General features: G+C 44.5%; 19 protein-coding genes, 3 tRNA genes and 1 riboswitch. Of the genes, 5 read left to right on the top strand and 17 right to left on the bottom strand.

What is annotated here, in order from left to right:
- Positions 1-6: 6 nt before the first annotated feature.
- From DY78_RS10250 to DY78_RS10295, 10 genes are all read right to left on the bottom strand, one after another.
- Positions 7-78: transfer RNA gene (locus tag DY78_RS10250), tRNA-Gly, on the bottom strand.
- A 22-nt stretch (positions 79-100) separates the two neighbouring features.
- Positions 101-173: transfer RNA gene (locus DY78_RS10255), tRNA-Thr, on the bottom strand.
- A 3-nt stretch (positions 174-176) separates the two neighbouring features.
- A tRNA-Leu gene (locus tag DY78_RS10260) sits at positions 177-258 on the bottom strand.
- Between the two features lie 491 nt (positions 259-749).
- On the bottom strand, positions 750-2,027 hold the full coding sequence (gene serS, locus DY78_RS10265; protein ID WP_024624473.1) for a serine--tRNA ligase: 1,278 nt from the start codon (positions 2,025-2,027) through the stop codon (positions 750-752).
- A 261-nt stretch (positions 2,028-2,288) separates the two neighbouring features.
- Complete coding sequence (locus DY78_RS10270) at positions 2,289-2,924, bottom strand: deoxynucleoside kinase (protein WP_024624474.1); 636 nt, start codon at positions 2,922-2,924, stop codon at positions 2,289-2,291.
- A 496-nt stretch (positions 2,925-3,420) separates the two neighbouring features.
- On the bottom strand, positions 3,421-4,191 hold the full coding sequence (locus tag DY78_RS10275) for a M15 family metallopeptidase (protein ID WP_024624475.1): 771 nt from the start codon (positions 4,189-4,191) through the stop codon (positions 3,421-3,423).
- A gap of 176 nt (positions 4,192-4,367) precedes the next feature.
- The gene (locus DY78_RS10280; RefSeq protein WP_024624476.1) at positions 4,368-5,813 is read right to left on the bottom strand and encodes an amino acid permease; all 1,446 of its coding nucleotides are present in this window, start codon (positions 5,811-5,813) and stop codon (positions 4,368-4,370) included.
- A 139-nt stretch (positions 5,814-5,952) separates the two neighbouring features.
- A riboswitch (Lysine riboswitch) is annotated at positions 5,953-6,131 on the bottom strand.
- 700 nt (positions 6,132-6,831) lie between these two features.
- Entirely contained in the window at positions 6,832-8,514 is a 1,683-nt protein-coding gene (alsS, locus tag DY78_RS10285; RefSeq protein WP_024624477.1) for an acetolactate synthase AlsS, read from the bottom strand.
- Between the two features lie 186 nt (positions 8,515-8,700).
- The gene (locus DY78_RS10290; RefSeq protein WP_024624478.1) at positions 8,701-9,225 is read right to left on the bottom strand and encodes an RrF2 family transcriptional regulator; all 525 of its coding nucleotides are present in this window, start codon (positions 9,223-9,225) and stop codon (positions 8,701-8,703) included.
- Positions 9,203-9,778, bottom strand: coding sequence for a GNAT family N-acetyltransferase (locus DY78_RS10295; protein ID WP_024624479.1), 576 nt, complete (start codon positions 9,776-9,778; stop codon positions 9,203-9,205). Before DY78_RS10295 ends, DY78_RS10290 begins: the two co-directional genes overlap by 23 nt.
- Before the next feature lie 61 nt (positions 9,779-9,839).
- Between DY78_RS10295 and DY78_RS10300 the strand changes: the two genes are divergently transcribed.
- Positions 9,840-10,640: a lp_1002 family arylesterase gene (locus DY78_RS10300; RefSeq protein WP_024624480.1), complete on the top strand. Its 801-nt coding sequence runs from the start codon at positions 9,840-9,842 to the stop codon at positions 10,638-10,640.
- A gap of 151 nt (positions 10,641-10,791) precedes the next feature.
- Here the strand turns inward: DY78_RS10300 and DY78_RS10305 are convergent, their stop codons facing one another.
- Positions 10,792-11,454, bottom strand: a complete 663-nt coding sequence (locus DY78_RS10305; RefSeq protein ID WP_024624481.1) for a phosphatase PAP2 family protein — start codon at positions 11,452-11,454, stop codon at positions 10,792-10,794.
- A 259-nt stretch (positions 11,455-11,713) separates the two neighbouring features.
- On the opposite strand from DY78_RS10305, the gene DY78_RS10310 reads away from it, so the two are divergent.
- On the top strand, positions 11,714-12,745 hold the full coding sequence (locus DY78_RS10310) for an LCP family glycopolymer transferase (RefSeq protein WP_056993525.1): 1,032 nt from the start codon (positions 11,714-11,716) through the stop codon (positions 12,743-12,745).
- A 265-nt stretch (positions 12,746-13,010) separates the two neighbouring features.
- Here DY78_RS10310 and DY78_RS10315 read toward each other — a convergent pair whose 3' ends face one another.
- The 4 genes from DY78_RS10315 to DY78_RS10330 all read right to left on the bottom strand — a co-directional run bounded on the left by DY78_RS10315 (position 13,011) and on the right by DY78_RS10330 (position 15,496).
- Positions 13,011-13,466: a threonine/serine exporter family protein gene (locus DY78_RS10315; protein ID WP_024624483.1), complete on the bottom strand. Its 456-nt coding sequence runs from the start codon at positions 13,464-13,466 to the stop codon at positions 13,011-13,013.
- A gap of 12 nt (positions 13,467-13,478) precedes the next feature.
- Entirely contained in the window at positions 13,479-14,222 is a 744-nt protein-coding gene (locus DY78_RS10320; protein ID WP_024624484.1) for a threonine/serine exporter family protein, read from the bottom strand.
- Positions 14,223-14,394: 172 nt separating this feature from the next.
- Entirely contained in the window at positions 14,395-14,595 is a 201-nt protein-coding gene (locus DY78_RS10325; RefSeq protein ID WP_024624485.1) for a cold-shock protein, read from the bottom strand.
- Positions 14,596-14,848: 253 nt separating this feature from the next.
- Entirely contained in the window at positions 14,849-15,496 is a 648-nt protein-coding gene (locus DY78_RS10330; protein ID WP_024624486.1) for a metal-dependent transcriptional regulator, read from the bottom strand.
- A gap of 239 nt (positions 15,497-15,735) precedes the next feature.
- Here DY78_RS10330 and DY78_RS10335 point away from each other — a divergent pair, with 239 nt between their 5' ends.
- The gene (locus DY78_RS10335; protein WP_024624487.1) at positions 15,736-16,080 is read left to right on the top strand and encodes a hypothetical protein; all 345 of its coding nucleotides are present in this window, start codon (positions 15,736-15,738) and stop codon (positions 16,078-16,080) included.
- A gap of 799 nt (positions 16,081-16,879) precedes the next feature.
- Here the strand turns inward: DY78_RS10335 and DY78_RS10340 are convergent.
- Positions 16,880-17,344 carry a MerR family transcriptional regulator gene (locus DY78_RS10340; protein WP_024624488.1) on the bottom strand — a complete coding sequence of 155 codons (465 nt, stop codon included), beginning with the start codon at positions 17,342-17,344 and terminating at the stop codon, positions 16,880-16,882.
- Between the two features lie 129 nt (positions 17,345-17,473).
- Between DY78_RS10340 and DY78_RS10345 the strand changes: the two genes are divergently transcribed.
- Together DY78_RS10345 and DY78_RS10350 are read left to right on the top strand one after the other, a co-directional pair.
- On the top strand, positions 17,474-18,946 hold the full coding sequence (locus DY78_RS10345; RefSeq protein WP_024624489.1) for an MDR family MFS transporter: 1,473 nt from the start codon (positions 17,474-17,476) through the stop codon (positions 18,944-18,946).
- Positions 18,946-19,671: a DUF4811 domain-containing protein gene (locus DY78_RS10350; protein WP_024624490.1), complete on the top strand. Its 726-nt coding sequence runs from the start codon at positions 18,946-18,948 to the stop codon at positions 19,669-19,671. Before DY78_RS10345 ends, DY78_RS10350 begins: the two co-directional genes overlap by 1 nt.
- A 585-nt stretch (positions 19,672-20,256) precedes the next feature.
- Here the strand turns inward: DY78_RS10350 and DY78_RS10355 are convergent.
- Entirely contained in the window at positions 20,257-20,487 is a 231-nt protein-coding gene (locus DY78_RS10355; RefSeq protein WP_235810664.1) for a helix-turn-helix domain-containing protein, read from the bottom strand.
- Positions 20,488-20,666: the final 179 nt, after the last annotated feature.

Below are 20,666 nucleotides of genomic sequence, written 5' to 3' on the forward strand. Positions count from 1 at the left end.
ATTAAAAGCGGAAGACGGGATTCGAACCCGCGACCCCCACCATGGCAAGGTGATGTTCTACCACTGAACTACTTCCGCAAATGTAATATTAAGTTGTAAATGCCGACTAGAGGATTCGAACCTCCGACCTCCTCATTACTAGTGAGATGCTCTGCCAACTGAGCTAAGTCGGCATGTGCGGGTGAAGGGACTCGAACCCCCACGTCGTAAGACACTAGAACCTAAATCTAGCGCGTCTGCCAGTTCCGCCACACCCGCATGATTATTAATCAATCATGCCTGTTGTCGGTGCTAACAGTTCTTACTCTGATGCCGTGACAACTATTTAACTTTAACATCCGGTTGAATAATTGTCAACATTTTTTTAAATTTCTTGGATAAATATACTTTTTGAACGCATATTTTCCGACAAGAAATATTATAGCACGCGGTAGAAAATTAGCAAACCCTATTTTGCAAAAAAGTTGCATTTTTTCATATTTTCGCTCAACAATCCGTTAACAAACGCCGATATATCAGCATTTTTCACCATAAAGTTAATTAAGAAAAACTTTTCAAAAAGTCCAGTGAAACCACCTGAAAGCCTGAATTATCCATCAATATCCGCAAAATAAACGTCCTTGCTAGCAATTATTAATTCATTACGACCTAAATATTAGCGCGATTTTGATATGAATACGGACAATATTTATGCAACAACTGCCGAATAAAAAAGACCGCCACCCGAAAGTGACGATCTAGTTAGCTCATTAAGCTTGTTTTTCAATTTTAGTCTTGCCGTGCATGTAAGGAACTAAGACATCGGGAATCGTAATCGTCCCATCTTCGTTTTGGTAGTTTTCCATAATGGCAGCGACCGTCCGACCAACGGCTAACCCACTCCCGTTTAATGTGTGAACAAATTGAAGCTTGCCATCATCATCACGGTATTGGATATGCGCGCGACGAGCTTGGAAATCGGTACAGTTTGAACAACTTGAGATTTCACGGTACTTGTTTTGTTCTGGGAACCAAACTTCCAAGTCATGCGTCATGGCCGCCGTAAAGCTCATATCGCCAGTCGTTAACGTAATCACGTGGTAAGCTAAGCCCAATTTTTTCAACAATGATTCCGCATTGTTGGTCAACTTTTCAAGTTCATCCCATGAATCTTCCGGCTTCGTGAACTTAACCATTTCAACCTTATTGAATTGGTGTAAACGAATCAAGCCTTTCGTATCACGACCGGCGCTCCCGGCTTCTTCCCGGAACGCTGGTGATAACGCGGTGAAGTAAAACGGTAACTTTTCAGCGGGGATGACTTCATCACGATAGTAGTTCACCAATGGGACTTCCGCCGTTGGAATCAAGCTCAAGTCTTGTGTCGTAATGCGGAAGGCATCGTCTTTGAACTTAGGGAATTGGCCAGTCCCGTACATGGATTCGTCAGTAACCATGTATGGTGGTAAGACTTCGGTATAGCCTTCTGCTTCATGTTGGTCTAAGAAGAAGTTATAAACGGCCCGTTCCAATTTGGCGCCATCACCGACATAGTATAAGAAACGACTACCAGAAACCTTGGCCCCACGTTCGAAGTCCAAGATACCTAAATCTTCACCGAGTTCCCAGTGGGCTTTTGGTTCGAAGTCGAACTTGCGAATATCGCCAACTCGGCGTAATTCAATGGCGTCTTCTTCCTTTAAGCTAACCGGAACATCCGGATTCGGAATATTTGGCAAATGCGCGGCTAAGTCGTGCACTTTGGTTTCAGCTTGACGACGGTCTTCATCCAATTTTTTGATTTCAGCACTAACTTTTTGCATTTCAGTAATTTCAGCGCTGGCATCTTCCTTGTTGCGTTTCTTTTGTGAAATTTCACCAGAAACTTGGTTCCGGGTCGACTTCAATTGTTCACTCTTGGCAATCAAGTCACGGCGATTTTCATCCACTTTCAATAAATCATCGATGTCACTAGCCGCAACGCCACGGTGACCGAGTTGTTCTTTCACAAAATCTGGTTGTTGGCGAATCATCTTTAAATCTAACATTGTTTGGTTCCTCCTCGAATATTTAGATAAAAAAACAGTCTCTCATCCACAATTGGGACGAAGAGACTGCGATTCGCGGTACCACCCAAGTTCAGGATCAACATGATCCCACCCTTAAAACGGATAACGGCTCTGCCGTGCAGTATTACCTGCCCACATTGTCGCGCCGGAGTTTCGACATCCGGTTCACACCAACCACCGGTTCTCTGACTGTCTACTTAAAACGCGCCGTGTTTAATATCTGCTCTTACTATAAGGCAACTAGCTTAAACTAGCAACCTTTTCATCGATTAATTTGATAACTTCTTGCCGGGCAGCAGGGTCCGTCACGAAGTCCAACTTATCACCGTCGATTTGCATCTTAGGGCTGTGATCATAGTTGGCATACCAGTCATTGTAACGATCATTCAATGTTTGGTAGTAGTTATACAAATCGGGATCTTGGTCGATTTGTTCGAAAGAACGGCCCCGCTTCTTGATGCGTTGTAACATCGTATCAAACGAAATATTGATATGAATCAACAAATCAGGACTCTTTTGATGCTCAGCTTCTGGCAATTCTTGCATCATGTTATTTAATAATGAGTCGTAAATATCGACTTCGGTACTCGTCGCGCGACCCAAGTCACCATTTAAATGGAATAATAATGAATCTTCAAAAATGGAGCGATCTAAAACATCTAAGTCATTGGCAAAAGCGGACTTAATACTGTCCAAGCGTTTGTTCAAAAAGTAGATTTGTAATAAGAAAGCATATTTCTTCGGGTCCTTATAAAATAACGGCAAAATAGGATTGTCATCGACAGATTCATAAAACGCTTGTGACCCAAAATGGTCCGCTACTAATTGCGTTAAACTGGTCTTTCCGGCACCGATAGTTCCTGACATAACAAGCATGGGGCGTCTCTCCTTTATTTACGTACAAAGTTTCTCTGCGTTAAAAGCAACACTACATATTGTACGCACCCCTCGCCTAAAATGCAATATCTGGTTATAAGAGATTTTCTCAACCACCATGAAAATTTCCCGGCCGCCAGCCATAATTCCAATTATATCAACGGTGGCTAATAGTCATTTCCAGCGACATTGACCCGCAATTTATGGGCAATCGGTAAAACATACTAAGATTGGCGCTTATAATTGCCGCTTCCGGTCAGTAGTAATTCCAGTCGCGTGACGACCGGTTCGAGCCAATAAAGGAGCCACCACTATGCATAAAAAATAGTGGTAGCTCCTTAGTCATACTGTTCAAATAATAAGTGTCATTAAGCGATGACGTCCCGGTACAAGAAACAGGTTAACTTGCTGGAGGCCAACGTTCAAAGACTGGCTGTCCCAGACTACTATGCTTCATTTCTAGCGGCGGTCAGTCTATAACGGCAAACAAACTAAACTATTTTTTAGCACTTTCGCGCGACTTTAATAGTGAAACGTATTGTTCCAAGGTTAAATTGTGTTTGGTCATGAATTCAGCGCTGGCTTTGCCGACGTAGCGGAAATGCCAGGACTCGTAATCAATCCCCGTCGACTTGGTGCCACTCTTCGTGAACCGTAAGACGAACCCGTAATCCGGCGCGTGTTTAATCAACCATTGTTGACCTTTAGCTTTATCCGATGATGATAATAACTGGCTGTCATGGCTGTCAAACCACTTCGTATTCATAATGTCAGCGGCCAAACCAGTTTGGTGTTCGCTGCCTCGTGGTACCGCCACATATTCTTTGGTTAATTTCAACGCTTGGGCGGCCGTCTTACCTTGTTGTTCATAGGTCGTGATGGACTGACTCCAAACTTCTTTTTGATAAGCCACGGAGCGATAACCAGAAACCAAGGTCGCCGGATAGCCAGCCTTTTTGGCCCCATTCAAGAAAGCGGTCAATGGCTTGACGACCGAGCTACGGACCGTAATGCCATCGACAGTTGATTTGCTAAATGTTAATTCATCGTGCTTATGCCACTTATTGACGACGATTAAATCACTATCGGTCGATTTAACGCCTTTAGGCAGTTCACTAATCAATTTTTGGCGCTTAGTTTGCGTCTTCGTCGTACTTTGACTACTACTAGCGCTACTCTTGTTAGTCGCTGAGGATGTCGAGCACCCACTGAGCACCCCGACCAAACTAACTAGGGCTAAACCTTTTAAAACTGTACTCTTCAACATTTTTCTCTCTCTGCCTTTCGGGTTTTAGCGTAGCATAATTACTTAACTGAATTAAAACTCCCAGCCATTCTTGGGGTTAATTTAAAACTTCTGTAATATCTACTAATTACTCTCATAACCAAATTAACATAAAAAGGCGATCAGCAACATGCCAATCACCTTTTTTCGGTCAATAATTAATCTAAATGTTCCTTAGACAAGTCCACTTGGTCCAATGGAATCATGTGGGTCTTATACCGAATCTTGTAATAGAAATACAAGATGATAAACAATGGAATACTCATGTAAGTGACCCCAATTGCTTGCCAATCAAGCGTCGCAAATGAATGTAAGTCTTGACCAACAATGACAATCAAACAAAGGGCAAACGCAAACCATGGCCCAAATGGGAACCATTTAGCATGGTACCGCAACTCACTGAGGTCATGACCTTGCGCCACAAAGGCCTTGCGGAAACGCAAATGGGAAATCGCAATCCCTAGCCAGGCGATAAACCCAGTCAACCCACTCGCTGAAACTAAGAAAATATAAATCCGTTCACCGAATAAGCTTGATAAGAACGTCAATAACCCAATGACGGTCGTTCCGAGCAATGCCATGATTGGAATGCCTCGGCGATTCGTCCGGCCAAACGTCTTAGGGGCATAACCTTGTAAGGATAAGGAATATAACATCCGCGTTGAAGCATACATCCCCGAGTTAGCGGCGGATAAGACGGACGTTAAAATAACGGCATTCATGACACTAGCCGCGGCGGCCAATCCAGCTCGTTTGAACACTAAGGTAAACGGACTAATGGCAATATCACTCGCGGATGACCCTAATAAGTCTTTTGACGTATAAGGAATAATCGCGGCGATGACAAAGATGGCTAAAATATAAAAGAGCAAGATCCGCCAGAAAACTTGTTTAATGGCAGCGGGAATACTCTTTTCGGGCGTTTCCGATTCACCAGCGGTAATCCCAATTAATTCGGTCCCTTGGAATGAAAAACCAGCGACGACAAAGACGCTCAGAATCGTTGGAATCCCACCAACAAATGGTGCTTTTTTGTAAGTAAAGTTACTTAAGCCGGTCGCGTGACCACCCATAATGCCGAAAATCGTTAAGACCCCGACTGCTAAGAAAATCAAAACGGTGACCACTTTAATTAGTGACAACCAGTATTCGGTTTCCCCGAACGAGCGGACAGACAACGCATTAATCGTAAAGATCAACACCAAAGCGACTAAGCTAAAGACCCAGCCAGGAACACTCGGCAACCAAAATTGCATGACAATCGCCGCAGTACTAATATCAACCGCTAAAGTAATCGCCCAGTTAAACCAATAATTCCAGCCCATCGCAAACCCTAGCGCTGGATCGACGAATTTCGTCGCGTACGTTGAAAACGAGCCAGAAACGGGCAAATAAGTCGCCATTTCCCCTAAACTCGTCATCAGGAAATAAACCATAATCCCAATCCCGACATAGGCCATTAGTGCGCCACCAGGGCCGGCGGTTGAGATAGCGGAGCCGGAAGCGACAAATAAGCCGGTCCCAATACTCCCACCTAGTGCAATCATGGATAAGTGGCGCGTCTTTAGTTCGCGCTTCACTTCATGATGTTCTTGTTCTGCCATGCAGAAACCCTCCAAAAAATCGATTTATATCTAAAAGTGTTCACACCGATTCAGGTAAGAATTAACCAAACAAAAATAAAAAGTCCTTTTGCAAACTGCGCAAAAAGACTTCATCAGATTGATTGACTAAGCTGATTTCATCGTCGATAGCGCCCCGCAGCCTATTAATGACTGCGACAGTCCTTGATTTATTCAACCAAGGCCCAACAGATTAGGTGGTCCACCCGTTCCATTTCGGCGATTGCCCCTTTCATTAAGCGTCCACACCTGACCGGCTCAGCTCAACTACTCTTGTTAATCGCGTCCTCTTCTTTCGATATACTCAACCATTATACAAAACAGTCGTGGGTTTGACAACCAGTTAATTTCCGCTCGTCGTCACCCGGTTGTGCGCCGTGGGGTAGACCTTGGGCCAAAGAGCGGTCCCAAGGGCGCTTTTAAGCCCGGCCATAACCCATTGCCGGTCTTAAAAGACGACCCCCAAAACCCGCCGGAAAATCACCGGCCGATTTTGGCGACATGGCGCGCAACCGGGTGACGACGGGCTATACTGATTACTATTGCCATCAATCAATACTTGATAACAGCCATAACACCTAATTCGTACGATTTTTTGATTGCAATCAAAAGAGTTAGCAAGTCATCTCATGTAAAAAGACATCCGCCCATTATCGAATAATATTCCCATTTTTCAGGCAACCACAACAATATAAAGTTGCTCATCATTCATAAACACCAACGCAAGTAGTAACCAATATAAAATGGTGTGACCGGCAAAAATTGTCGTCACACCATTTTTATTTAAAAATCAATTTAGTTGTGGGTCAGCGGTAATGGAAGTCGCTGTGCAAGTGGTGTTAATGCCGGTGATTTTTCCGACATTTACAGCACCGGCATCTTTGAAGATTGACGGGTTGGACCAAGCTTCAAAGTGAGGTTCGAGACCGCTTTTTGGCTCGAACCGGTCGCCACAGCGGCTGGAATTACGGCCGACCCACAACGGCACTCTGCCATTATTTTAATAGAATTGGTCAGGTAACATGGTCTTGCCAAGGGCTTTGTTGTCGGCGTAATCGATTGGAATATCGACGATTACCGGACCATCAGTTGCAAAGGCTTCATCTAAGACGCCTTCCAAGTCAGCAGGCTTTTCAACGCGTAACCCTTTAGCACCGAAACTTTCGGCGTACTTCACAAAATCAACCGGGCCAAAATGAACCGCGGCATCTTCACCGTACTTCATTTCTTCTTGGAACTTCACCATATCGTAAGTCCCATCGTTCCAAATCAAGTGCACGATGTTTAAGTTCATCCGCACGGCCGTTTCAAGTTCTTGGGCGGAGAATAAGAAGCCGCCATCACCAGAAACTGAAACGATTTGGGTGTTAGGCCGCACTAAGGCAGCCCCAATCGCCCATGGTAACGCCACACCGAGCGTTTGCATCCCGTTACTGAATAACAAGTGGCGGGGTTCATAACTGCGGAAATGCCGGGCCATCCAAATATAATGGCTGCCGACATCGACCGTGACCGTCATGTCATCACTGACCCGTTGTTGTAAAGCGGAAATAACGGATAACGGGTGATTTAAGGTCGCGCTACCATCTATGTTAGGCACGAAATCACGGGTCTGGAGGCGTACTTGTAAGTCTTTCAAGTACGCTTTCGAATCGTCGCTAATGTCATAACCATTCATATATGGTAATAAGAAGTCTAAAGTTTGCGCAATATCACCGACTAATTCCGTTTCTGGTTGGAAGTTGTGGTCGATTTCGGCCCGCATGTCGTCGATGACCACAATCCGGGACTTGCCTTCCGCATTCCAGTTACGCGGTTCGTATTCGATGGGATCATAACCAACCGCAATCACTAGGTCCGACTTTTTGAGTAACATATCGCCGGGTTGGTTCCGGAATAACCCGACCCGACCGAAGAAATGTTGGGCTTCTAGCTTACGCGAAATGACCCCCGCCGCTTGGAACGTTTCGACAACGGGCAAATTGGCCGCGGTGACTAAATTACGAATGGCTTTCGTCACTTCGGGCGATGAGGCGCGCATCCCCACTAATAAGACGGGTAATTTCGCCGCTTTGATTTTTTGTGCTAACAACGTCGTTTCAACCGGACTAGCAGGTCCTAATTTGGGGGCTTGCATCGGTGTGATAACTGGCGTGCGCACAACCGAATCGGTCACATCTTGGGGAATGCTGACAAAACTGGCCCCTTGCTTAGCAGCGGTCGCTTCTTGATACGCGTTAGCAATAACTTCTGAAATATTTTCTGGTTCTTGCACTTCCGCGCTGTACTTCGTAATTGGTTTGAATAACGCCGCATTATTCATGCTTTGATGCGTTAACCGCAACAAATCCGCGCGTTGGACTTGTCCTGAAATGGCTAAGACGGGGTCGCCTTCAGCGGTGGCAGTCACTAAGCCGGTCGCTAAGTTACTAGCCCCCGGACCAGATGTCGTTAACACGACGCCCGGTTTCCCGGTAATCCGGCCAATCCCCGCCGCAATGAAGGCGGCATTTTGCTCGTGACGAGTCACAACCATTTGCGGACTCTTTGGATTAACGGGATGTTCTAAACGTTCGAAAACCCGGTCGATTTTGGCGCCCGGAATCCCAAAAACATATTTAACATCATGGTTTGCAAGACTGTCGACAATTGCGTCGGCACCGTAGTACTTTTTATCTGCCATTTTTTATTTAACTCCTATTTGTGAAAAGTAATGTTAGAATAACATAGAAATCGCTGTAATAACAGCGTTTCACCACTTGTGAAAAAAGTTCATAACAGTTAATTCTAGTCAACGATGGCAAAAGCCTGCCAAGCTAGCGATCGTTATCGAAAACGCATACAATTACTAGTAAGTTTGTAGGTCTACTCACTTATCGGCTCGCATCCGAGTCAAAATTTGATTTAATTCGTCCATTTTATCATCAGATTGATTATTCCAATTTAAAACCGGAATTTGTGGGACCGCCAAAAGTTCCTTGATCAACGTGGCAATTTTTTGGCCACCTAAAAAGTCCAACCACAATTTATCAGCTTGTGAAAAAATCGCATTAACAACTTTGGTCCCTTCATCAGCGACGGGTTCAACATCCTTGAAGGCTTGGTCAAAATAGCCGTGATTTGGAAATGTCTGTAACGGACCTTCAATCGCTAGGACCACATCTTTAATCGTAATTGCTTCTGGCGAACGTGCTAACTGCACGCCGCCGTTGTTACCACTTGTCGAGGCCACTAAATTCGCCACCACGAGTTTGCGAATAATTTTGCGCATGTACGTCGCCGAACCGCCAATCCGATCGTGAATCACATCCGCGGTGAGCGGCATATCCGGCCGTTGCGTCGCCAACAACACTAAAACACAGGCGGCTTGTTCAAATGATTTTGCGAGTTGCACGACTTTCATCCCCTTCAGACGCCAAACACTCATAAAATAATTCCGTTTGACCAGCGCCAAATTGGGCGTAAGCGGGATGAGTGACCGCGTCATATTGCCGAAATCCGGCATGTTCTAAAATAATTTTGGAAGCAGTATTCGGCGCTAAACAACTCGCCGTTAACCGATGTAATTGTAATTCGTCAAACGCGTATTGTTGAATCCGATGCACCGCAGCCGTCATAAAACCACGATGCCAATACGTCACATTCAATATATACCCGAGATCCATTTGTTTAACGGCGGGTTCACCGTACGCGTTCATGCGTTCATACAAGCCAACACTGCCAATGACTTTACCAGTGCTCGGCAATTCCAACGCAAACACCCCTGGCAGCCCTAATTGTCGTTTCAATAAAAACTGGGCTTCGACTAAGTTGTTGGCCGGCGTAAAGCCCGCATTGGCCGCAATCTCATGGTTTTTGACCAATTCATAATAATCGGCCGCATCGTCAGCCACAAATGGCCGTAATTTTACTTCTTCATTAGCGGCTGTTGCCGTTAACATCAACATCTTAATCCCACCCAACTTGCGTTATAATAGTTATGTTAACCATATCAATAGAGGTGATTGCATGCAAGTTATTCACGCAAATTTAGCGCGTCCTAACGCACATTTAACTGGTTTTTTACATTTTCCCGATGAAAATGCACATCAAACAACCCTCCCGGCAATCATTATTGTCCCTGGAGGCTCATATACCCACATTCCAACCGGTCAAGCGGAAACCTTGGCCATGGCGTTTGCTGGGCATGGTTACCAAGCTTTTTACTTAGAATATACCTTATTAGGCGACCAGCAACCGCTCGGCTTAGCCCCAGTCTTGGACTTAGGGGCCGCGGTCGCTTTACTGCGGCAGAATGCGACCGACTGGCATATTGACCCCGACCAAATTACGCCCGCCGGCTTCAGTGTCGGTGGCCATATCGTTGCCTTGTATAATGACTACTGGCATGATAAAGTCGCGCCTGAATTGAAGTTACCCGCAGCTGATTTGAAACCAGCCAGTGTGATTTTAGGCTACCCAGTCATTAATCCGCAATTGGGCTTTCCAAAAGACGCCGACACTTTGGCGACTTGGTCGAAAACACCGGCTGATTTGGCGGCGGATACCCATGTCAATGCGAATAATCGACCGACCTTCATCTGGGTCACCGCTGACGATCCCATTGTCCCAGTGCAAAACTCACTAGCCTATGCCACCGCTTTGGCTAATGCGGAGATTGAACAAGAAGTCCACATTTTCCAACACGGCCCGCACGGCTTAGCTTTAGCTAATGCGCAGACTGCCTGGAAACCAGATGCCAATCAGCCGCACGCGGCCCACTGGCTCACCTTAGCTTTAGAATGGCTCGCTAATAACCGACAAGCCTGAGGGTACCCAGCAAAAAACGTTCAGTAGCACCAGAAAGAATGCTGCTGAACGTTTTTTTCGGCTCATTTTGTGGCAACGTCCTTTTTTCAAGTAATCATCACAAAAAAATCTTACACTAAAAAAGACGTCCGCAGACGTCTTTTGCTTTTGTTTATAAATAGGACCGGTAGAACAAGCGCCATTGTAACAAATGTCGCGCATATAGTTGATAGACCCAGGCCATAATTTGCACCCAAACCCAGCCTAACAATACGGCCCCAATCGTATCGGTAGCGTAGTGGGCCTGCATATAGACCCGCGCAATCATGACGAGCAGTAACCAAACAATGGCCACCCATTTCACGATTTGCGCCATGCGATACGTTGGCAACTCCGGTACGATCAACACGATGACCACCGTCACGATTAAAAAGGTACCTAAGACGTGACCACTCGGATAACTATAACCCGTGTCACTTGCCAAATGGTCAATCGGCCGCGCGCGTGCCACGAGATGTTTGACAATTGTGCCTAACACATCGCCACCCGCTAACAAGACCAACGACCAAAAAGCCTGAATTTTATATTTGAAGCCGTACATGAGAAAAGCAAGTAACACCATCCAGAAAATATCTTTGGCCGGTGAAGCAATCCAAGAAATAATTTTATAAATAGCATCAAAAAAGCCATTATTATGAACACGAACTAGCGAAGACATGCCCGCGTCAAATAAATCAATTCCAATCGCCCCTTGCGCGACAAAGTAACTGAGGTATGCAAACAAGATCACACCAATGACAAACTTGACCGGCCGACTACGCGACTTATCGATCATCAAGACTAGAACCCCCATAAATTTTCAATTAATAAAATTATATCATAATCTGTCAGTTGACTAAACAAAACCCTAAATCACAGAACATTAAAAAAACGCAAAGAAAGCTTAATTTAATCACTACTTCTTTAAAAAACAGTTATGATTAAGCAGGAGTTAGGTTTTTGTGTGTCAAAAAGGTTACGTGAATATTGTTTTCGCGAGCCCAAAAAAATGCTAAACTATGTATAGTTTTTACATACCAATGGAGGAAATGTTCATGGAAGATATGCCAAGTCGTTCAGAAATGCACCAGGAAGCACCGAAGGGAAAAGGCCCCAAGGGGAACGGTCCCAAGAAGAAGCATCCTGTCCGCAACACGATTTTAATCATCATTGCGGTGTTATTCGTCGGGACGGCTGCCTTTGCCGCCCGCACGTATTTCAACGCTAAGAATGCGGCCAATACCGTTTATCAAAGTAGTGGGATTAAAAAGTCGCGGAACACCAGCGCCGCTTTAAATAGTAAGAAACCAATTTCAATTTTGTTATTGGGGACTGATACTGGGGCGTTAGGTCGGAATTACAAAGGCCGGACTGATACGCTTATCTTGGCAACGATTAATCCGAAGACCAAGACGACCACGTTAATGAGTTTACCGCGGGACTCGGAAGTTGCTGTTTCTGGTTTCGAACAAGATTTTCCAACGAAATTAAACGCCGCTTATGCTTATGGTAGTGCCGGGACCACGATTAAGACCGTCCAAAAATGGTTAAATGTACCAATTGACTACTACGCCTTGATCAACATGGGCGGGATGAAGAAAGTCGTTAACGAAATCGGCGGGGTTGATATTACCCCAATCCGGAGTTTCACTTATGCAGGCTACACGTTCACCAAAGGTCAAAAGACCCACATGGATGGCGCTAAAGCCCTCGCCTACTCGCGGATGCGTTACGATGATCCATTAGGTGACTACGGTCGTCAACAACGTCAACGTCAATTAATCACCACGATTATCGGTGAAAGCACGAACGCAACCAACTTGATCAAACAAGACTTTATGAAGTCAATTGCCAAGGAAACGCGGACCGACTTAACCTTTAGTGATTTGACCACCTTAGTTTCGAAGTATCGTGATGCCACTAAGAACGTGGTTTCTGACCATGCTCAAGGTACTGGGAAGATGATTTCAGGTCAATCCTTCGAAGTTATCTCACAAACCGAAAAGCAACGGGTTACCAACGTCTTACGGAAGTCCTTAGATCTTAAGGCAGCTAAGACCGGTGAAAAGTACGCTAACCAAAACTAATGCTAATAATTGATTTTAAAACGACTCATCTACGGATGGGTCGTTTTTTTCGTCGCTTGATGGGATTAACCAGTTGCCAGTGTTTACGCATAGCAACTGATTCTTAAACTAGCCACCACGACTCCCAGAATTACCGCCATCAGCCGACATCTCCTATTTATAATAATTAAGACTTTTGTGCCAAACTTGCCTCGGCACAAAAAAACGATTCGATAATTGGACTTATTCACCAATTATCAAATCGTCAATAATATTAAAATTTATTTCACTCAATCTTCATTCGTTGCCACTGTAAAATGCAAAAACTAATCAAGCGATTGAGAAGTTCCGCAATCAAGAACCCTAGCGCAATCGCCCCCGTAATCATGACGACTTGTAAGGTAAAGCCCATCGCGGTCACATATTTGCCTAACGCAAAATTGCGGACCATTTGATACGCCTGACTCCCCGGCACAAATGACACTAAACTCGGGATGTTAAAGATAATCGACGGCATCTTCTTATAATGCGCAGCGACATTGCTCAAGACGCCAATGCCCACCGAACCCACAAAGCTCCCTAATACGACCCCGCCATCGAAAACTTGCACGATTAAATAAAAGCCCCACGTTAAGGTGCCAATCCAACCGGCAATATTTAAGGCGCGGCGGGGAATATTAATAATTAGGCCAAATCCCAAGACAGCGACATAGGCTAATAATAATTGACCAATCGTATCCATGTGACGCCTCCCTTAAAAGATTGAAATGACCACGGCAATGCCAAAGCCTAGCGCAGCCGCACTGATCAAGGCTTCCACCGCGCGCGCCGGCCCACTGACAAAGTTACCGGCCAAGATGTCGCGAACCGCATTGGTTAACGGCACCCCCGGCACTAACGGCATCAACGCCCCAATAATAATATCGTTAATATTAGTCCCCCAACCGACTTGGTAAGCCCACTCGGCCGCAAAACCAATGAATAAGGCGGCCACCAATTCACTTAAAAATTTAATTTTTAAATAGCGATTCAATAAATAAAATACTAAGTATCCCAAAGTTCCAATAATAATCGTGGGCCACGTATTAATCGTCTCATGCCGAAACATAATCATTAACGGGCCACTAACTAAGGCCGCCCCCACGAGCTGCAGCCACAGTGGAAATGACCGCGACGCTCCGTCAAGCTCCCCCAGTTGCGCGTATAACGTCGGCAAATCAATTTGCTGGTCCGCAAACGTCCGTGAAAGTTGATTCACTTGCGCTACTTTTTCCAAATCAATCGTGCGTTTATTGACGGACGCAATCTGCGTCGCATTGCGCCCTGATATTGACATCATTACGCCGGTAATCGTCACGTAAGTATTGGCTTGAATGACCCCCGCATTTTGTGCGATGCGGATCATTGTATCATCGACCCGCGAAATTTCTGAGCCATTCTCCACCATTATTTTGCCGGCTCGTAAGCAAGTGGCAATAATTAATTCATCCGTGGTCATGCCTGAGACCCCCGTTCATCTAATTGTCATAGCTTAACTTTAAGCCTTTCATCGAATTTGGCAACCCCGTTTTATGAAAAAATGACACGAAAAAACCGGTAACTGAAGTTTCCTTCAATCACCGGTTCGAAGTATCTTTGATTGCTCAAAGATTAGCCATTTAAGCTGTTAATTAGTCTTTAGTAACGTTAACTGCTTGTGGGCCACGATCGCTTTCTTCAACGTCGAATGCTACAGCTTGGCCTTCTTCAAGAGTCTTGAAGCCGTCTTCTTGGATAGCTGAGAAATGTACGAATACATCGCTACCGTTTTCGCGAGTGATAAAACCAAAACCTTTATCGGCGTTAAACCATTTAACTGTTCCATGTTCCATAATAAAAAATCCTCCTAGTGCTTTTTGCACATATAAATTAATGTAAATCATGATTCGGTGCAAATGGGGATAGTTTATTGAAACGATCTGACCAAAATTACCTAACCAAGCTACATGAGTAATTGTAGCATACTGTTTTCGAAAAAGGTAGTTAATCCCGTGGTTTTTCTAAAATTCTTTATCTCCACATAAATAAAACAGAATATCTAGCGCGCTAATGAAAGCGAAGTTCGTCACGGGCTGAATTTTTCTGTTAGTTTACAAACACATTATGCGAAGCCTTGTAGCTAACCGGAATTTGTTGGGAAGTTCCCTTTACTTGGACCGTTACCGGCCCTTCGAAAGGATCGTGTTTAACGACAGTGACTTCTTGGCCAATTTCCAATTGAATGTCATGCAAATACAGTAATAAGTCGTGATTATCGATAAAGCGTTCAATCGTAATTTCACTACCATCTTCCGTATCAGCCAACGTCGTGTGACTGTCTTCTTGATAGTGGCCGTCTTTATCAGGAATCGCGCCACCGTGTGGACAGTGCGTCGGATTACCGAGGAAGCTTTCCAAAGAATCCACTAACCGTTCACTCGTAACGTGTTCCAAAACTTCCGCTTCCGTATGCACGTCGGGTAAATCATAGTTTAACTTATCAACTAAGAAATCTTCCCAAATCCGGTGTTTGCGGACTAAAGTTTCCGCATAGCGGATCCCTTTTTTTGTCAACGAAATCCCCGCATATGGGGTGTGCTTAGCGAGCCCTTCTTGTACTAACTTACCAACCATTTCTGTCACAGAACCGGCTGCGATATCCAAGCTCAGGGCTATTTGCTTATTGGATACCTTTTTCTTCGTACCACCAAGTTCGAAAATAATTTTTAAGTAATCTTCCTTCATGGGGGTCATGAATATGCTTCACCTCAACTAAAATTTATCTTTCATATGCCTAATGTTTAATCTAACCATTTTACTACAATTAACAAACTTTCGCTACTAATTAGTAAGTAGCCACGCCTCACAAAGTTTTGAAAAAGCCAGTCAATCGTGTCATAATTAAATTGTAGCGCAAACCAACGATTTTGGTTTACACCGGCATAAAATTATTTTTCGGGACCGTGTTTTTTAAACTAAGGAGGAACCGCATCGTGAATGATGATGCTCAATTATCAATTACCCAACTCAATGATAGTTTGCAACGGAAAGCTGTTGAAGACTTTGCTAAGTTTTATCAACGTCTTTTTGATGCGAACAATCTCGAAATCATGTCCGACTTTGAAGTCGTAAACTTCATGACTGACATCAACGAACATTTGAACTTGGGGCATTACATGACTAAGGACCAACGTTTAGCCGACAGTATTAATTTTTCGTACGCCGATTATCTTGCATTAATCGACAACTTGGATCAAAAATACTTCGAAAGTGGGAATCCCGCTTTAAGTTGGAATGACTGGTACGATCGTCACTTCACTGCCATCGCTAATTCTTAATTGAAATTCAACCCATTTTAGGTTCGCCACTGACAATTGTCGGTGGCTTTTTTTGTGGGCTGATGCGAGCTGGTACTACAGCCTGGTCTGTTAACTTGATGAACTTGAACGACCATTAGCTACTATATTAATTGCGTTGCAACTAAGTTCGTGCTGGTGACGCTTGTGCTTACTTATTAAGACTTGCTAATTGATAGTGCTTGGGCAAAAAAACGCCTAGCACTCCGTCTTACCTAAACTTGCCGAAACGTGCTATGGATGGCAGCGGCCTGCGCTGGCTACGCTAACGACTGATAATGCAGCCAAGACCACCCCAGCACTCTGTCTTACCTAACTTGCTGAAACGTGCTAATCGCGACAGCGGCCTGTGCTGGCTACGCTAACGACAAATACTGTAGCAAAACCCGCCACAGTATTTGTCGTTAGCTAGGCCTGCTCAGCAGCTGACCGTCGCGATTAGCACTCTACAAAAAAAGGCCCAAGCTTTCCCGCAGCACTTGGACCCGTTAGTAGGCGTCATCAGCGGGCGATTGAACACTACTGCTAGTTTCAATTACACGTTGTTTTTATGCACGATTTCTACCTAGTAAACTAGGCGTCTCTCAGCGCTTATTTCGCGCTCCGTTGTAAATCCTTTTGCAAAGCTAAACTTCAAAACACGACCAACATGACAACGGTCAATCCAGCCATAAGATCGATTGACGAACGGGAAACTTAATGCCCGGCTGACTTACCGACGGCTACTAAGTTAAATCTAACATTAATTAACCGTTTTCACAAGTTAGAGGGTAGCGCCAAGCTATTTTTCGTCAACTGGATAAATCCGATAATGGCTCTCACCATCAGCAATAAAGCAGTATAGCCGTTGTGTGTGGGCCTCATCAAAATAACCTAAATTAATCATATGATGACCATCGCGTTCTTCAATCCCTTGAAACGCATTAACGACAAAAATCCGCATCATTTCCATTTGATTCGATTGTTCACTGGCTTTTTGCGCCGCGGCCGCGAGCGTAAAACCTTCGTCGAGCATTGCTTTAATAAAGTGAACCCGCATTAGCGTCCCATACGAATAACGATGGGCCGTGCTCTTTTCGGTATCCGAATTTTTAATACTATGGATGTAATTTTTTTGTTCCCAATACCGTAATTGCGTTTGTGATACGCCCGTAACCCGCGCCAAATCACTAATATTGAGCGCGAATTGATGTTTATTGACTTGCGCTTTAAAATTCTTGAAAAACGCATTTCCCTGAATGTTCACTAGACGACCTCTTTTCTTGAATTTCCAATACTAAGTATATAATTTTTGATATTAATGTCAAGTTTGTTGACAAATATATCAAGAAAGATTATATTAGACAACGTACTTTTTTAGAGAGAAGGGATCTACTTGTCAACAACTGTTGATGCTAATGGCAAACCATATAACCGTGGCTTGCTCATTGCAATTTTACTTATCGGTACCTTTTGTACCGTGCTGAATCAAACCATCCTAACAACCGCCTTTCCGACCTTGATGAAAGATTTTGATATCACAACTTCAACGGTCCAATGGTTGACGACTGGCTTCATGTTAGTCAACGGGATTATGATTCCAGTTAGTGCGTGGTTAAGTTCACGTTTTTCAACTAAATGGCTCTACTTATCAGCCATGGCGATCTTCGAAGTTGGGACGATCCTTTGCTGGACGGCCCCAAACTTTGGAATGCTGCTAACTGGTCGTTTGATTCAAGCGGTTGGGGTCGGGGTGACGATGCCTTTACTCCAAACAATTATGTTAACGATCTTCCCCGCTGACAAACGGGGCGCTGCCATGGGGATGGCCGGGATTGTTATCGGCTTAGCCCCTGCTATCGGCCCAACTTTATCTGGTTGGATTATTGATAACATGTCATGGCGGGACTTATTCGGCTTAATCATTCCGATTGTCGCCGTTGTCTTGGTCGCTGGTTTCTTCTTTATGGCCAACGTCTTAGAAACATCCAAACCACGCCTGGATTTCTGGTCACTTATCTTATCCACTATCGGTTTTGGGAGCTTACTTTACGGCTTTTCATCCGTTGGGGATAACGGCTGGACTTCTGCAATCGTCTTATCAACGTTAATTATTGGGGTCGTCTTCATTGCTTTGTTTGTTTGGCGCCAATTGCATATGGAAAATCCATTCTTGGAATTCCGCGTTTTCAAACATTCAACTTATACGATCGCCGCTATTTTAAGTTCAGTTACTTACATGGCCATGATTGGGGCCGAAATGGTTATTCCACTTTACCTCCAAATCATTCATGGCTTCTCAGCTTTCCATTCAGGGTTAACCTTGTTAGCTGGGGCTTTAATGATGGGGGTTATGAGCCCAATTACCGGTCGGGCCTTTGACCGCTTTGGCGCTAAACGCTTATCCATCTTGGGGATGTTCTTATTAACTGCTGGGACCATTCCATTCATGTTCATCACCCGTGATACGGCGACGATTTATATCGTCATCTTATACGCTTTACGGATGTTTGGGATTTCAATGGTCATGATGCCAACCACGACTGCCGGGATGAACGCCTTGCCAGTTGAATTAATGGGCCATGGGACCGCCGTCAATAATACGGTTCGTCAAATCGCCGGTTCAATTGGGACAGCCTTGCTTACTTCCGTCTTATCAAACGTGACGGATAACACAAAACCCGCGCATAGCTTGATTAAGAGTAATCCATTAGCTTATAAAGATAAATATTTTGATGCCACATTGAATGGTTACCATGCCGCCTTTTACGTTGCGGTGGCCTTCTGTGTCGTTGGCTTAGTCGTCGCCTTCTTTATGAAGGGCAACACCCACTCAGCTAAACCATCAAAAAAGGAGGTTGACGCTTAATGATTCTCGTCGTCTTAGTTCTATGTACGATTGCGTTATTCTTAACCTTCGTGTACATGCGTAGTTCCGCCTTACGCCTCGTTTTGACCGCCATTTTCACCTTAGGCTTGATTGCTTCATTAGTCTTAGTCGTTGAAAATGATAGCCAACACTATGGTATGACTAAGGTCACGACTACTAAAACTACTACTTTAAAATCCGCTTCAAGCAGCAGTTCAATGGATATGTTGTTATACCAATCGGTTGGTACCGCTGATAAGCATCGGGTTTACATTTACAAACAGACTAGCAATCAAAAGAAAGTTAGTCATACCGCTGCCGATATCAAAGTTGCTAACCACGTTAAAACAACGACCGGGGCCACGAAGCTAGTCACCAAGTCAACGCGCTGGGAATATAAAAACAGCACCGCGAAATTCTGGTTTGGGCTAGCTGACAATGATCACAAGCTCATCAAGCGAACTAATACTTTCTATGTTAAGAAAAATTGGGTCGTCTTAAGCACCACCCAAGCTAAGGCCTTAAGCAAACTTGCTAAACAACAAGCATCAACTTTAAAAGCCCGTGCTAAAGTTTACGTCCAAAACAAAGTCCAAGCTGCGATGGTTAAGAATCCATCAATGTCGAAGACCCAATTGGCAAAACTTGAAAAACAAGCCGCCGCGGAATATCAAGCTAGTGCTATGAAGAGCATGATTGCGGAAGCTAAGAGCAGTACCAAATAGTTACTAAAAGCCAAAATAGCCCGCGCTACGACCTTGTAGCGCGGGCTATTTGTGTCTATCTTTGATATATTGTGCGATTGAGCCACACCACTAAGGCTAGTGGTCCTTGATGAAACTGCGTCATTAGCCAGTCTTTTTAGCTTATGATGCCAACTTTTTCTAATTGTCTACAATCAATCTTTTCCCGGGAAATAATGGCGCTGCTAGCATATGATGACTGCCAAATCGCCTTTAAATTCAGCAAAGTTACCTTTACTCAGCAACCTTGCCGAAACGCCCAGCACCAACTGATACCTGTGCTTGGCGACATCTGCACCTCTCCCGGCACAGACCTGACTGACTTGCTGCGGGATTCTGGGGTTTTATTTTACTGGGCAAACTTGCCGAAACGCGCCAGCACCAGCTGATACCTGCGCTTAGCTACATCATCACCTTACCCGGCGGTCTGTGCCGGGTGAGGTGATGATGCGGCTAATGCTCAGTATCAACCCGTTGGTGCTGACGCTCTGTGCTTTGCACAAAAAAAGCCCGCCGCAATGCCTTCAGCATTGAAACGAGCAGCATAATTGCAATCCGAATTTTTGACTAATTTGTGGCACATTGTTCGCAAAGTGGCATCAAATCTTTTAAGTCCTCAACGGATGAGCCATTTTCTAAGAAGCAATTGACCATATCTAGCCAATATTGATCGTCGGCACTAAAGTTAGCGTGCGCATCTTTACATGGCAACAAGCCTGCCTTTGTATAAGCAACGATTTTATCAGCAGCGACCCCGCTTTGGGCTGCTAATTGTTCCAGAGTCATTTCTCTCACCATTTGTCCTTTCAAAATGTCAATGCGATTATGTTACGCCCACTCTTCTATAAATGCAAGCAATAATTTCACGGAAAAATTAAATTTCAATGAAAGAAATCTTCATTATTTTCACCAAAAAGAGTACACTAGGTAGATTGTAAAATTAATCCGAACGCTGTTCGGACAAAAAAGATCAGCTT

The organism is Lactiplantibacillus fabifermentans DSM 21115 (genome assembly GCF_000498955.2).
GTDB classification, from domain to species: domain Bacteria; phylum Bacillota; class Bacilli; order Lactobacillales; family Lactobacillaceae; genus Lactiplantibacillus; species Lactiplantibacillus fabifermentans.

Bases quoted from the DNA above. Each gene is read 5' to 3' on its own strand.
- alsS (WP_024624477.1), bottom strand. From the start codon at position 8,514: ATGGCAGATAAAAAGTACTACGGTGCCGACGCAATTGTCGACAGTCTT.
- DY78_RS10275 (WP_024624475.1), bottom strand. From the start codon at position 4,191: ATGTTGAAGAGTACAGTTTTAAAAGGTTTAGCCCTAGTTAGTTTGGTC.
- DY78_RS10270 (WP_024624474.1), bottom strand. From the start codon at position 2,924: ATGCTTGTTATGTCAGGAACTATCGGTGCCGGAAAGACCAGTTTAACG.
- DY78_RS10355 (WP_235810664.1), bottom strand. From the start codon at position 20,487: ATGGTGAGAGAAATGACTCTGGAACAATTAGCAGCCCAAAGCGGGGTC.
- DY78_RS10310 (WP_056993525.1), top strand. From the start codon at position 11,714: ATGGAAGATATGCCAAGTCGTTCAGAAATGCACCAGGAAGCACCGAAG.
- DY78_RS10350 (WP_024624490.1), top strand. From the start codon at position 18,946: ATGATTCTCGTCGTCTTAGTTCTATGTACGATTGCGTTATTCTTAACC.
- DY78_RS10305 (WP_024624481.1), bottom strand. From the start codon at position 11,454: ATGATCGATAAGTCGCGTAGTCGGCCGGTCAAGTTTGTCATTGGTGTG.
- serS (WP_024624473.1), bottom strand. From the start codon at position 2,027: ATGTTAGATTTAAAGATGATTCGCCAACAACCAGATTTTGTGAAAGAA.
- DY78_RS10325 (WP_024624485.1), bottom strand. From the start codon at position 14,595: ATGGAACATGGAACAGTTAAATGGTTTAACGCCGATAAAGGTTTTGGT.
- DY78_RS10295 (WP_024624479.1), bottom strand. From the start codon at position 9,778: ATGTTGATGTTAACGGCAACAGCCGCTAATGAAGAAGTAAAATTACGG.
- DY78_RS10300 (WP_024624480.1), top strand. From the start codon at position 9,840: ATGCAAGTTATTCACGCAAATTTAGCGCGTCCTAACGCACATTTAACT.
- DY78_RS10330 (WP_024624486.1), bottom strand. From the start codon at position 15,496: ATGACCCCCATGAAGGAAGATTACTTAAAAATTATTTTCGAACTTGGT.
- DY78_RS10315 (WP_024624483.1), bottom strand. From the start codon at position 13,466: ATGGATACGATTGGTCAATTATTATTAGCCTATGTCGCTGTCTTGGGA.
- DY78_RS10280 (WP_024624476.1), bottom strand. From the start codon at position 5,813: ATGGCAGAACAAGAACATCATGAAGTGAAGCGCGAACTAAAGACGCGC.
- DY78_RS10320 (WP_024624484.1), bottom strand. From the start codon at position 14,222: ATGACCACGGATGAATTAATTATTGCCACTTGCTTACGAGCCGGCAAA.